This window comes from Psychrobacter sp. BF1 (assembly GCF_019279065.1).
GTDB lineage: Bacteria > Pseudomonadota > Gammaproteobacteria > Pseudomonadales > Moraxellaceae > Psychrobacter > Psychrobacter urativorans.
In genome coordinates, this window is sequence record NZ_JAGYWV010000004.1 from 250,072 (window position 1) to 263,230 (window position 13,159).

A 13,159-nucleotide genomic window follows, 5' to 3' on the forward strand; every position below is an offset into this window, starting at 1 on the left:
ATCAACCAAATAATCCATCTGGACGTGGCCGCGCCAGCAGCGGTAAGTAACTAAAGCAAAATAGTACAAAACAGCCAATCCAAGCCCCTTGAGCGAGCATAATCCATAACCCATAATGACTCATATCGACTAGCGGCAATAGCACTCGGCTGACAAACGCTAATATCATCAGGCCAAACATAAATTTGACGCTGTTGGGCGGCTTATGAATACTACGTCCAGTATGTCCTAGTGACACTCTAGCCATCATAGAAACAGTCATCATTCCAACTCCTGCAATCGCTAAGCCATGCACAGCGATACTATGATTAAAGCCAAACCAAGGCTGTAAAGCGTATAATAAGAAACTCAAACACATCCCTAAAAATGCGCTAAACAATGACCATAATAAAGGCTTTTGCCAAATATCACGATGGTACCAGCCTACTAAGCGCACGATATTGACTACGGCAACCCCTAGGGCGGTAATAGTCAGTAAATACTTATTGGGATAAAATAAGTCGCCAATAAAAAAGGCTAAGAAAAATAATAAGCTGGCAATATCTTGCACTTTACTATTACGTACTTTGATAGTTTCTGTACTATCGATACTAAGCCCACGCTCGATAAAGAAGGGCACTACTCGCCTGCCAATAGTCAGCACTAAACCGATGATCAGATAAAACCCTAAGTATATCCCCAGCTTAGTAGTTGCCATATCAGCGCTGATAATACCCCAATAGCACAAGCCATTGCCTAAAGTTAGTAGCAACAACTTAGCCAAAATACCCATCTGCTTATACTGCTTAACTTGCATGACCGCTCGAAAGATAACCAAAGCCATCGATCCTATAAATAACATATCGAACCCTGCCGCTACGTAGAGCAGCCCTGCGCCATGCTCAGCCCCTAGATTTAAACCAAAGTCGATACCTAAGCCAAAGGCTAACCAGCTTAAACGTGCCAGCGCCCAACAGCTAAAGATAGCGAGCAGTTTATAGCCATGCGGCATCATTACCCCAGTCCAAGTCTTCACTGCGGTCAATAAAAACCCAGCCACTACTGCTAGAGCATAGCCATATATCATCTCATGGCCATGCCAATATAACGGATTTAGGGTTTGCGCATCAATAGCAGTGTGCCCAGTAGATACTAATGCCCATAATAGCATCGTAATAATGGCAAATATTGCTGCAGCACTAAAGAATATACGGAAGCTTAAATTAAGAATAGGATGCACAGACTTTGGCGGATGGCTAGGTAACTTGATGGATTGCATGGCAGTCTTCTTACGATAGATTTTAGCTCGATGCTAGCTTAGCGATAGCTCAATGTTAGCTTAATACTATAAACACTAGCTTAAATATATATTTTAAATGAATGTTATAGATTATACAATAAGCGCGCGTAAGGGTTTAAACAGCGATGACTTAAATACTTACCGCTCAGCTAGTAAACTAGTAAAGTCTTATGACTTACATCTGCCACACCGCAACTATTAGCGCCACTACTACTATCGCTGTGACATACTTCCTAACTGTAAAATAATCAGGGCTAATAATCTGCGCTTGATAGAGACCGTAATCGACCATAAGCAAACTAATAAAGGCAAAGATAAGTAACCCCATAAAACCAACAGCTGATAATGTCAAAAATCCAAGCCATAATATAAGCGCAACAACATTGCTAACTATAGGCAGTCTGACCGCCCAGCGGTTATCATCAGTTAAGCTTAAATGATTACCCCACTGTGCGCCTGCCATAAAAGTGGCAATCACTAAGCCATAAACGGCTAAGATATGCTCAGTCTTGCCAAACACTGGTACCGCATCTACTCCCATAATCAATAGGATAGCAGCCGCTATAAACGGAATAGTACCGGCAAAGGTCAAATAAGGGCTAGGTTTTTTCATAAGCTAGTTTCTTTTTATTGATATAGTTAGTTCATGGTAAAACGATACAGCGAGATTGAGATCAGTTTTTTGCAGCCTCTGTCGGCATAGGCATAGCAAGCCAAAAAACTCATCCAGTCTCGCCTAATAAAGTGAGGTATCTATTATATTCGGTATCGACTATAGCGTATTTTATTAATGCTGCCCTTTACTAACTCGGCTTTGGGTTGCTGAGGTTATGGTAAACCTTAGATAACTATTTAAATAATTATCTTATCCATCAAGTCCATTTATCAATGAATTCATTTTTGGGGTCATGCTGCTGGCTTTGTTTTTTTAGATTGAACTGTCTACAACCTCTAGGGTCTGCCCCTACTCCAGCCAAATATTGCCAATTACCCCAGTTACTGCCGACATCGTAATCAATTAGCTGCTGCTCAAAATAAGTGGCCCCATAGCGCCAATCGAGACCCAACTCATGAATAAAGCAGCTAGCTACTATTTGTCTACCACGATTAGACATATAGCCAGTATGGTTCAGCTGTTTCATACAAGCATTAACGATAGGATAAGCGGTTTGGCCATTTTGCCATTGTACTAAACGCTTATTATTAAAAGTCGTCGTCGGCTTATGCTGGGCAATCCCTTGCAACAAGAATAGATTTTTTTGATGGACCACAGCATACCAATAAAAGTACTCACGCCATAAGAGCTCAAACCATATCCAATAAGTTGAGCCATTAGCTATCACCTCACGCTCATACTGACGTAAACGATTGAGCAATACCTTAACCGACAACGAACCATTAGCGAGCCAAGCTGAAAACTTGGTAGAGTGCGTCCACTCATCTAGGGCATTACGAGTGGTCTTATAAGTGCTAGGGGCGTCAGAATCAAAGTAAGTATTTAGGTGAAGTATAGCGTTAGATTCGCCGCCTCTAAATTCAGCTGACGCTTGATGGTCAAAGATTTGAGTAACAGAGCTTTGCGGGTCAAAGAGCCACTGCTTATTGGTCGCTGTGCTAGTAATCATAGCCTCCGGTAGTGGGGGCAGCGCTGTTGCTGTCGGGCTAATAGCAATATCTTTTGCAGCAGTCAATAAATTATGCTGGTCTTCAACTTTTTTGCGGAACTGGGTAAAGCTTGGCGGCAAGTCTTCAGTAGGCATAACTGCAAACAAAGTAGTAGTTGCATGACTGTGCCATTTTATCTGCGCATATTTAGTCTGTAATGCCTGATAAGCTTGGTTCTGGGCGTAGTCAGCTGTTTGACTAATGCAAATATCAGTGACTTGTTGCGCTTCAATTAGCTGGCATAGCTGACTAAAACTATCTGACTCTGACTCTGACTCTAAGTTTAGATGACTATTTTTTAGATATAGCAATCTATTACCGAGGCGCTGTAACGTCTGATCTAGATCCGCCAAACTCTCAAGCAAAAACTGCTGGCGGGCCGCGCCCATATCATCAAAATAATAGGCTTGACTCCAGTTGTTTTGATTGCGGGTATTTAACAATCCTTGCGCATAAGCTAATATCAAGCGCCCATCAGTAGAGCTCGCTAACTGCGCAGCGCTTTGCAGAGTAGCATTGTCATTTAGGCGTAGATCATTATGAAATAATACTAAGACCACTTTTTGTCCTAAGCCGTCAGCAGCTAAAGTATTCAATAGGGTATCAACAGGCTGATTTAACATATTTTAAGTTCCCAAAGGCTCGAACGCTGTTAGTAAAACAGCTGATTTAAATTATAATATCTAAAAATCTAGCTAGCGCATAAAGCTTGTTAATGCTTCTATCGATTCTAGCCTTTATTGGCAGGATACTGTGTATAAACATTGACTATATTTACACTGACTGCTTAAATGGTCTACACCTAGGAGATTGCCATGACTGAAGTACACGCTGCCGTTCAAAAACGTAAAATCATCGATAAGTTTTTGATGAAACTTACCCAAGAAGAACCACAAATGTATTATGCCTCGACATCTGATATCGCCCGCAGTCTTTATACTATGATAAAAGAGCACACTAACCGCTTATCAGTAGAAGATCAGGCGCTCGTTAGACATATGACTATCGAGGAGATACAAGGTTTGTTAGGCTTCCATGCTAAGTAACGCTATAAGTGATGACATAGCAAATTCATAATAGAAGAGCGTTATTTATAATAAAGGGCTATGGACAAAGTTTGCAAAAAAAAGACTACCCAAAGGCAGTCTTTTTTATACTAAAAGTTTAATTAAAAGGTTTAGAACGGATAATCACGAGGCGTATGTTGCACCGAAATCCAATGCAAAGTAGTGAACTCTTCTAGTACCCACTCACCATTAAAACGGCCAATACCGGAGTTCTTTTCTCCGCCAAACGGCGCATTACTTTCATCATTAACAGTGATGTCATTGATATGAGTCATGCCCGCCTTGATACCACGAGCGAAGCGTAAGCCTTTTTCCATATCTTCAGTGAATACGGCGCTTGATAAGCCATACTCCGTATCGTTAGCGATAACTAAAGCATCCTGTTCATCTTTGGCACGAATAATTCCGACTAACGGACCAAAGATTTCATTGCAAGACAAGTCCATATCAGCAGTCACTTCAGTGAAAATATGTGGTGGCACCAATTGCCCTTTGATTTCCCCACCCATGATCATATTTGCACCCGACTCTTTAGCTTTGGCAATTTTATCTTTTAGCGACTCAAGCTGTTTTTTATTAATGATAGGACCAATCGCCGTATCTTGCTCATTAGGATCACCTACTTTTAGCGTCTTAACATGAGCATGAAAACGTGCTACAAAATCGTCATAAATCTCATCTTCAACGATAATGCGATTGATAGCGATACAGATTTGACCTTGGTGTAAGAACTTACCGAACACTGCCGCCTTGACAGCGTTGTCAATATTGGCATCTTTTAATACTACGAACGGATTATTACCGCCTAATTCTAGTGCTAACTTTTTAATGTAATTGCCGCTATTAGCCAGCTCACCAATATGTTTCCCCACTGCCGTTGAGCCAGTAAACGAGACTAAACTTGGCGTATCATGGGTAACAATGGCATCCCCAATCTCACTACCTGCGCCAACGATGACACTAAGCAGACCTTTAGGGAGACCCGCTTCTTCAAATATTTTGGCTAATAATAAACCACCAGTAACTGGGGTATCACTAGCAGGCTTGAGCACTACCGCATTACCAAGCGCTAAGGCTGGAGCAATAGAACGCTTAGTCAGATGGAAAGGGAAATTCCATGGGCTAATAACAGCGATTACACCGATAGGCTCACGATAAATAAAATTCTCTTTACCTGGAATCTTTGAAGCGCGAATCTCGCCATGGACACGATTGGGATAACTAGCTGCTTCTACGGTAATCGCTCGAGCACTACTGAACTCTACCATCGCCTTAATACGTGTACTGCCCGACTCTTTTACTAGCCAATCAATAATCTCATCTTGACGTTGATCCAAAATATCGACCACTTTGTGCATTAAGCTTGCACGCTCCGCAGGCGTTACTTGTGCCCATTGCACTTGAGCAGTCGCTGCAGCTTTATAAGCTTGATCGAGCTGGTGTTTATTGGCTTGTTGAATTTCTACTAAAGTTTCACCATTGAACGGGTTAGTGTCAGTATTGACACCGTCGTCCTTACCTTGCTGCCATTCACCAGCAATATACTGTAGCTGAAAATCGCTATAAAGGTCAGTGTTAGGCTTATTGTTTGACATAATGGTTCCTATTTTTATTCAAATTAAATTTATTAGGTAAATATTAATAGTCAGCAAGTATTAACAGTAAGTACAGGCTATTTGCTTGAGTCATAAACGCTAATGCTTAAGGTGAGAATATCTAGTCCAAAACTCAAAACAAAATATGACGACGTTTACCATAGCACAGCGCTTACCATAGCACAGCGCTTACCATAGCAGGATAACTAAATCTGACTTGCTAGACGACTGGTCTAATGCTACCATATACGCTATAAAAACAAGACAGCATTCATACTATTGTTTGTTGAATAAACGTAACTTGTTTACTAATAACACTCAAAGTTTAAAATTTTCAAAGTCTCAAAGTCTCAAAGTCTCAAAGTCTCAAAGTCTCAAAGTCTCAAAGTCTCAAAGTCTTAAAGTTTAAAAGTCTTAAAGTTTAAAAGTCTTAAAGTTTAAAAGTCTCAAAGTCTCAAAGTCTCAAAGTGATTTCTTGTTGCAGACAACTACTGTTGCTTATAATTAAAACAATCACTATCTGCTTTAACTATACAAAATAAGGAGGACATAACCTTTATGTCTACTACTAGCATATTACCAGACTCTTTTGCCTCAGATACTAGCCTGTCAAACACTAAAATGCATCTATTGACTACAGGCTACCAGTTGATATCCCAAAAAGGGTTTACAGCTGTCGGCATCAAGCAAATATTAGATACTGCTGGGGTACCTAAAGGCTCCTTCTATCATTACTTTGCCTCCAAAGAAGCCTTTGGTGAAGCCATAATTAGTTACTATTTCACTCGTTATAAGAGACGCCTAGAGATCATCGATGAGCAAGACAGCAGCGCTCAACAGAAACTCTATGACTACTTCCAAAACTGGTATGACACTCAGCAGAACGGCTGTGATCATGAGAAATGCTTAGTGGTGAAGCTCAGCGCCGAAGTTGCTGATATGTCAGAGCCAATGCGTAAAGTATTACATCAAGGCTATCAGCAAACCATAAACTGGTTGGCCACCCAAATTAAAGCCGGTTGGCTAGATCACTCCGTGCCTCACCCTGCCAACCTCTCTGCTGAGAGCATAGCGAAGCGTTGGTACTTCGCTTGGTTGGGTGCTAGTTTGATCGCCAAAATCAGTCAGACTGATACACCATTAGCAGAAGTCTGGCAAATGGTTACCACTGAAATAGGGCGCTAGTAGCGCTTTATTTGCTTAGCTATTTACTCAACCCTTTCATAGTTAGTCCTGTTAGCATTCAATTAGATTTTCTTAACCTATAGTAACGCTCATATACCCCTACTTAACACTGAGTTTTGTTAGGCGTCTATAAGATAGTTTTGTAACTATTAATAAATGACTACTAGACGACCGGTCTAATTAATGTACAATGCGGGCAGATGCAAACAATATGCATAACCTCCATTGAGGATTACCACCCTCATTTAATACTTAACATACTCTTATACCCATTAGGAATCTTATGAATAATTTCCAATATTACAATCCAGTACGCATCGTCTTTGGCGAGAACCAAATCAAACAATTATCAGAATTAGTTCCGACTAATGCGCGCGTACTTATTACTTATGGTGGCGGTTCAGCGCAACGTACTGGCACCTTAGATGAAGTAAAAGACGCTCTATCTGCAAATGGTGAACGTCAAGTATTTGAGTTTGGCGGTATTGAAGCCAACCCAGAATTTACTACTTTGCTAAAAGCGGCTGATATGGTCAACGAGCATAATATTGACTTCTTATTAGCGGTCGGTGGTGGTTCAGTGATTGATGGCAGTAAATTTGTGGCGCTAGTGTCATCACTTACTGAAGAAGATGGCACAGTATCACGTGAACAAGCTTGGGATGCCCTTACTAGTTATTGTAGAAATCTTGACTCTGCTATCGACTTAGGAGCCGTGTTAACTATTCCAGCGACTGGCTCTGAGATGAATTCAGGCGGAGTGATTAACTATAGCGAGCGCCAAGCAAAACTACCGTTTGGTAACCCGCTTACCTTCCCTAAATTCTCTATTTTAGACCCTACTAAAACTTTCACTTTACCTGAACGTCAAGTGATGAACGGTGTTGCTGATGCGTTTGTGCATGTGATGGAGCAGTATCTGACCTATCCAGTCAATGCAAAAGTGCAAGATGGCTTTGCTGAGAGCTTGCTAAAAATTCTGATTGAAGAAGGCGCTGCGGTTAAAGCAGATCCAGAGAATCTGGAGACACGTAAAAACCTAATGTGGACCGCAACCATGGCGCTCAATGGCCTGATTGGTACTGGTGTACCACAGGATTGGACAACGCATATGATTGGTCATGAGTTGACCTCATTGCATGCAATCGACCATGCTCGTACTCTAACGATTGTCTTACCATCTGTCATGCGTGAATTGAAGGACAGCAAAAAAGATAAGTTGCTGCAATACGCACGTAATGTCTGGAATATCAGTTCTGATACCGCACAAGATGATGAGGCGACTATTGAGGCGGCTATTGTCCACACCGAAAACTTCTTCCGTGAGCTTGGACTACCAGTCAGCCTAGCGGACGCTGACTTAGATCAGTCGGCTATTGATCCTATCATCAAGCAGTTAGAAGTGCATAAAATGGTCAAGCTGGGTGAGCATGGTAACAATGACTTAGCAGTGTCACGCCGTATTCTAGAGCGGGCGTTAACTAGCCCTGCTTAACGCTAAAGCCTGAAACTATGCGTTTAAAAAGCACTAATAGGGGCTTAAAAAGCACTAAATAGTAGCTGCTCACTGGCCAGCAGCTACTAATATTAAATAAACATTACCAGCCATTATAAATAAAATAAGGAGCTTACCATGAGCTTTGATACTCCATTTGAACAACAAACCGTCAAAACAAACCGTCAAATCAAACTGGCTAGTCGCCCACATGGCGCACCGACTGCCGATAACTTTGAATTGGCTGTTGGTAGTATTCCTACCCCAAATGAAAGTCAGATGTTACTGCGCACTATATATTTATCGCTTGACCCTTATATGCGCGGACGTATGAGTGATGCTGCCAGCTATGCTGACCCGTTACAGATAGGAGATGTAATGCTGGGCGGAACTGTAGCGCAAGTAGTTGAGTCTAATTTGGCTAATTTTGCTGTTGGTGACTTAGTAGTATCGAATTCAGGCTGGCAGGACTATAGCGTCAGCGATGGCGAGGGCGTACTAAAACTTGATAAAGATATGGCTAACCCTTCGTACGGCTTAGGGGTGTTGGGTATGCCAGGCTTTACCGGCTATATGGGTCTGACCGATATTGGTAAGCCGCAAAAAGGCGAAACCTTAGTAGTAGCAGCAGCTACTGGTCCTGTTGGCGCAACCGTCGGTCAAGTCGGTAAGCAGTTAGGCTTACATACTGTAGGCGTGGCTGGCGGAGCAGAAAAATGTGCTTATGCCGTTAATGAGTTAGGCTTTGATATTTGTATTGATCATCACGCTGATGACTTTGCCGAGCAGCTAAAAGCCGCCTGTCCAAAAGGTATCGATATCTATTATGAAAATGTCGGCGGCAAAGTATTTGATGCGGTATTGCCCCTATTGAATGCTCATGCCCGTATTCCAGTATGTGGCTTAGTATCACAATATAACGCCACTGATTTGCCAGATGGTAAAAATCGCTTAAGCGTCCTGATGGGTAATATTCTCAGTAAACGCTTAACGATCAAAGGCTTTATTATCTTTGAAGAATATGGTGACCATTTCCCAGAGTTTCTAAAAACTATGAGTGCTTGGGTCGAGTCTGGCACCGTAAAAACTAAAGAACATCAAGTCGAAGGTTTAGCTCAAACGCCGCAAGCGTTCTTTGACATGCTAGAGGGTAACAACTTTGGCAAAACAGTAATAAAAGTTGCTGAAGTTAACTAATTCTTAACATTATTCATCAGTAATTACAGTAAAAAACAGCTACGGTTAGTAGTCGGCTTTTAATTATTTATTATAAAAACTGATTACTAACTGTCAATAAGTAAAAAAATATAAATAAGTAAAACTAATAAATAGGGATAAATATGAATATTCTAATGGTACTGACTTCTCATGATCGTTTAGGTGATACTGGTAAAAAAACTGGCTTTTGGCTAGAAGAGTTTGCTGCCCCTTACTACGCTTTTCTTGACGCTGGAGTAACTATTACTCTTGCCTCTCCTGCTGGCGGTCAACCACCACTTGATCCTAGTAGTGATACGCCAGATACGCAAACCAAAGATACCACCCGTTTTAAAGACGACACTGATGCTCAACAGCATCTTGCCAATACTAAAAAACTGGCTGATATGAAAGCTGAAGATTTTGATTCTGTGTTTTATCCTGGTGGTCACGGTCCATTATGGGACTTAGCAGTTGATAAAGACTCTATCAATTTGATTGAGACTTTTGTTAAGCAAGACAAGCCGGTTGCTTTTGTTTGTCACTCGCCTGCCGCTTTGAAGAATGTCAAAATTGACGGTGAATATTTGGTCAAAGGTAAAACCGTTACTGGCTTTACTAACTCAGAAGAAGAGGCAGTTGGCCTTACTGATGTCGTGCCCTTCTTAGTAGAAGATGCGCTAAAAGCTAATGGTGGTAACTACCAAAAAGTCGCTGACTGGCAGTCTTATGTGGTTGAAGATGGTTTATTAATCACCGGACAGAATCCAGCATCATCAGAGGAAGCTGCCAAGCGCTTACTCGCAAGACTGCAACGTTAATAAAAAGCATTACTGCAACTAAGGCTACTATCATGATCAGACTGCATCATCTTAACCAATCTCGCTCACTGCGTACTTTATGGCTGTTAGAAGAATTGGGCCAACCTTACGAGATTATTAGTCATCAGCGTAATGCGCAGACTAATTTAGCACCCGATAGTTTAAAAGCGGTGCATCCACTAGGTAAATCACCAGTCATCGAGATGGATGGTGAGTTATATTCAGAATCAGGTGCTATCACTCAGCTATTGATTGAACGCTTTGCACCAGAGCGTTGTTTGCGCCCAGCCTCTACGAGCACTGACTATGGTCACTATTTACAATGGATTGATTTTGCTGAAAGCTCGCTAATGGTGCCTTTATTGCTTGAGCTCTTCACCAAAAAATCAGGGATAGTCGATAACGCTTTTCTAGATAGTTATATTAGTGAAGAAAAACATAGACTGCTGAATTACTTAAACACTATGGTTGAGGGTAAGTCTTTTATTGTCGGCAATAAGCTTAGTGGTGCTGATTTTATGTTGTCTTTTGATCTAATTATGCTCGCTAAGCGCAAGCAATTGGATAATTACCCCCATATCAAACAGTATGCCCTACAGCTTGCCAGTCTCGATAGCTATCAACGGGCAATGCGCCTAGAAGCTAATCACGATGAAACTCGATAGTAGAGTTTAAACCTGAACTGGCCACTGTAAGCAAGTGAACGCCTAACTAAAAATATGATAAAATAGCTCAAGCGACTCTTGGGCTATTTTTTGTATGGTAGTCGAAAGTTCGTTAAATATTAGACTTTGGCACTGATAGGCTTTCGTTAGCTATTGCTTTATAAGCGGATTTATAGCGTTCTTTTAAAATACCGTTTTTAAAATACCGTTTTTAAAATACCGTGTTTTTAAAGTGGCAGTAAAACGGTCTAATAGAATCATTGTAGGCGCATAGTTTAAGGAACTAGTGGCAGTACACCGTCCTGTCCTTATTCATTTAAATGGGTCTTAGCTTTACTTTGATAGTATTTTTGCTGGCTTTAAAGATCGGCTAAGTCCTTACCTCTTCTCTCTACATAGAATTCTGTACCCTCATGAGTAACGAATATCAATTTAAGCCGCATGAACAGCCGTTTATGGTGGGCTCGCCTGCTACCCCCGATCATCCTGTGCCTCGCAAGGTACTCTATCTGCTCATCGGTATTTTTATTGGTTTAACCGCCAGCTTTCAAAACGGTCTATTGGTAGCCAATCTAACTCAAATTCAAGGTGAAATGGGTCTGACCCCAGTCGAAGGTGGCTGGATATCGGTCGCTTATAATATGACTAATGCTTGTATTACCGTACTGCTATACAAGATACGTCAGCAGTTTGGTATGTCACTGTTTAGCAAAATTACTTTGTTCTTTTTATTAACCGCCACTAGCATGCAGTGGCTAGTGAGTAGTGGACTATTAACGACTACTACGGGCATCCAAATTGACTCTTATTATTTAGAAATCGTGGCGAGGGGCTTTAGTGGTGTGGTCGCTAGTGCTATGACTGTGCTATCGATATTTTATTGTCTGCAAGGAATGCCAGCAGCTAAGCGTATTAGTGGCTTAATTTTGGGCTTTGGCTTAGTACAGCTAGGTATTCCGTTATCACGTATTATCTCCCCTTACCTTGCTATCGATGGTCAGCTAGAGAATCTATTTCTATTTGAAGTAGGCTTAGCGCTGATCTGCTTTGGCTTAATGAATATTCTCGAGCTGCCAGCAGGTATTACCGAAAAAGTATTTGAGAAACTCGATATTTTGAGCTTTGCCTTTTTTGCTAGTGGTTTAGCCGCGTTATGCGTATTCTTCGTACAAGGTAGGATTCAGTGGTGGAGCACGCCTTGGCTGAGTTATCCCCTTATTATCGCAGTGATTACTATTAGTATCGCGCTATGGATCGAAACGCATCGCAAAAATCCTATGCTGCAAGTACGTTGGATGCGTAGCCGCAACATTATTGCTTTTATGATTACTGGTGCAACCATGCGAATTTTGCTGTCTGAGCAGAGCGTAGGCGCAGCAGGATTATTAGCCAACTTAGGCTACGGCAACGATCAATTGATTACTTTTTATATAGTGGTACTGGCAGCCAGTGTACTAGCTCTAGCGATTAGTGTTTTTCGTACTAATGCGATGGAATTACGCCGACCGGTTATCTTTGCGGTAGCATTGATTGCTTTAGGCGCTTGGATAGACACCGGCGTATCAGTGAACTCAGCGCCTTATATGTTTTATGCCAGTCAGTTTATGATTGCCTTTGCCGCCATTTATTTTATGGGGCCGATGGTGTTTGAGGGTATGTTTCGTGCGCTGGCTAATGGCCCAGCCTACATCATTAGCTTTTCGGTGATCTTTGGTATCTCGCAAACTATTGGTGGCCTTGCTGGTGCCGCTGCTATTCAGGCTTTTACTACCATTCGCACTAAGGTCCATTATGCCGATATGGTTGGCACTGTAAATTTAGGCGATCCTGCGCTGGCGGGACAAGTGGCAGGGATACGTGGTGGCTTATTGAGCCAAACTACGGATTCAGCACAAGCAAGCGTTGCCGCAGTAGCACGAGTATTACAAGGCGTTCAGCAGCAAGCAACGGTCGCAGCTTATGATGATTTATTCTTTTTGATGGGCAGTATAGCGACTATTACTGTCATTATTCTATTGATTAATTACTTATATTATCGCTATCATAAAATTAATCCATTGGCTAAAGAGCTGGCTGCCATTGCTAAAATGCGTGAACCAAAATAACGCTAATCACTGTTGGTATACTTGGCCTTACTAGCTATCAATAGTGACTATTGGTTAATGTTTAATAGACCCTATTACTATAGAA

General features: G+C 41.6%; 11 protein-coding genes. 7 read left to right on the plus strand and 4 right to left on the minus strand.

Translation table 11 applies throughout. The features are described 5' to 3' along the window. Position 1: 1 nt before the first annotated feature. The 3 genes from KZA12_RS07080 to KZA12_RS07090 all read right to left on the minus strand — a co-directional run bounded on the left by KZA12_RS07080 (position 2) and on the right by KZA12_RS07090 (position 3,567). On the minus strand, positions 2-1,258 hold the full coding sequence (locus tag KZA12_RS07080; protein ID WP_218689736.1) for an NnrS family protein: 1,257 nt from the start codon (positions 1,256-1,258) through the stop codon (positions 2-4). 196 nt (positions 1,259-1,454) lie between these two features. Further along, a complete protein-coding gene (locus tag KZA12_RS07085) occupies positions 1,455-1,892 on the minus strand; it encodes a DUF3429 domain-containing protein (protein WP_218689737.1) in 438 nt (145 codons plus the stop codon). 259 nt (positions 1,893-2,151) lie between these two features. Beyond that, complete coding sequence (locus tag KZA12_RS07090) at positions 2,152-3,567, minus strand: DASH family cryptochrome (RefSeq protein ID WP_218689738.1); 1,416 nt, start codon at positions 3,565-3,567, stop codon at positions 2,152-2,154. 192 nt (positions 3,568-3,759) lie between these two features. Between KZA12_RS07090 and KZA12_RS07095 the strand changes: the two genes are divergently transcribed. Continuing rightward, positions 3,760-3,990 carry a hypothetical protein gene (locus tag KZA12_RS07095; protein ID WP_201622110.1) on the plus strand — a complete coding sequence of 77 codons (231 nt, stop codon included), beginning with the start codon at positions 3,760-3,762 and terminating at the stop codon, positions 3,988-3,990. 131 nt (positions 3,991-4,121) lie between these two features. Here KZA12_RS07095 and KZA12_RS07100 read toward each other — a convergent pair whose 3' ends face one another. Further along, positions 4,122-5,606: an aldehyde dehydrogenase family protein gene (locus KZA12_RS07100; RefSeq protein ID WP_218689739.1), complete on the minus strand. Its 1,485-nt coding sequence runs from the start codon at positions 5,604-5,606 to the stop codon at positions 4,122-4,124. A gap of 558 nt (positions 5,607-6,164) precedes the next feature. Between KZA12_RS07100 and KZA12_RS07105 the strand changes: the two genes are divergently transcribed. From KZA12_RS07105 to KZA12_RS07130, 6 genes are all read left to right on the plus strand, one after another. Next, a complete protein-coding gene (locus tag KZA12_RS07105) occupies positions 6,165-6,791 on the plus strand; it encodes a TetR/AcrR family transcriptional regulator (RefSeq protein ID WP_218689740.1) in 627 nt (208 codons plus the stop codon). A gap of 283 nt (positions 6,792-7,074) precedes the next feature. Then, positions 7,075-8,286, plus strand: a complete 1,212-nt coding sequence (locus tag KZA12_RS07110) for an iron-containing alcohol dehydrogenase (RefSeq protein WP_218689741.1) — start codon at positions 7,075-7,077, stop codon at positions 8,284-8,286. Positions 8,287-8,424: 138 nt separating this feature from the next. Continuing rightward, positions 8,425-9,483: an NADP-dependent oxidoreductase gene (locus KZA12_RS07115; RefSeq protein WP_218689742.1), complete on the plus strand. Its 1,059-nt coding sequence runs from the start codon at positions 8,425-8,427 to the stop codon at positions 9,481-9,483. 143 nt (positions 9,484-9,626) lie between these two features. Then, complete coding sequence (locus KZA12_RS07120) at positions 9,627-10,304, plus strand: type 1 glutamine amidotransferase domain-containing protein (RefSeq protein WP_218689743.1); 678 nt, start codon at positions 9,627-9,629, stop codon at positions 10,302-10,304. Positions 10,305-10,336: 32 nt separating this feature from the next. Continuing rightward, the gene (locus tag KZA12_RS07125; RefSeq protein WP_218689744.1) at positions 10,337-10,969 is read left to right on the plus strand and encodes a glutathione S-transferase family protein; all 633 of its coding nucleotides are present in this window, start codon (positions 10,337-10,339) and stop codon (positions 10,967-10,969) included. A 413-nt stretch (positions 10,970-11,382) separates the two neighbouring features. Then, entirely contained in the window at positions 11,383-13,074 is a 1,692-nt protein-coding gene (locus KZA12_RS07130) for an MFS transporter (protein ID WP_218689745.1), read from the plus strand. Positions 13,075-13,159 lie beyond the last annotated feature (85 nt).

Bases quoted from the DNA above. Each gene is read 5' to 3' on its own strand.
- KZA12_RS07080 (WP_218689736.1), bottom strand. From the start codon at position 1,258: ATGCAATCCATCAAGTTACCTAGCCATCCGCCAAAGTCTGTGCATCCT.
- KZA12_RS07085 (WP_218689737.1), bottom strand. From the start codon at position 1,892: ATGAAAAAACCTAGCCCTTATTTGACCTTTGCCGGTACTATTCCGTTT.
- KZA12_RS07090 (WP_218689738.1), bottom strand. From the start codon at position 3,567: ATGTTAAATCAGCCTGTTGATACCCTATTGAATACTTTAGCTGCTGAC.
- KZA12_RS07095 (WP_201622110.1), top strand. From the start codon at position 3,760: ATGACTGAAGTACACGCTGCCGTTCAAAAACGTAAAATCATCGATAAG.
- KZA12_RS07100 (WP_218689739.1), bottom strand. From the start codon at position 5,606: ATGTCAAACAATAAGCCTAACACTGACCTTTATAGCGATTTTCAGCTA.
- KZA12_RS07105 (WP_218689740.1), top strand. From the start codon at position 6,165: ATGTCTACTACTAGCATATTACCAGACTCTTTTGCCTCAGATACTAGC.
- KZA12_RS07110 (WP_218689741.1), top strand. From the start codon at position 7,075: ATGAATAATTTCCAATATTACAATCCAGTACGCATCGTCTTTGGCGAG.
- KZA12_RS07115 (WP_218689742.1), top strand. From the start codon at position 8,425: ATGAGCTTTGATACTCCATTTGAACAACAAACCGTCAAAACAAACCGT.
- KZA12_RS07120 (WP_218689743.1), top strand. From the start codon at position 9,627: ATGAATATTCTAATGGTACTGACTTCTCATGATCGTTTAGGTGATACT.
- KZA12_RS07125 (WP_218689744.1), top strand. From the start codon at position 10,337: ATGATCAGACTGCATCATCTTAACCAATCTCGCTCACTGCGTACTTTA.
- KZA12_RS07130 (WP_218689745.1), top strand. From the start codon at position 11,383: ATGAGTAACGAATATCAATTTAAGCCGCATGAACAGCCGTTTATGGTG.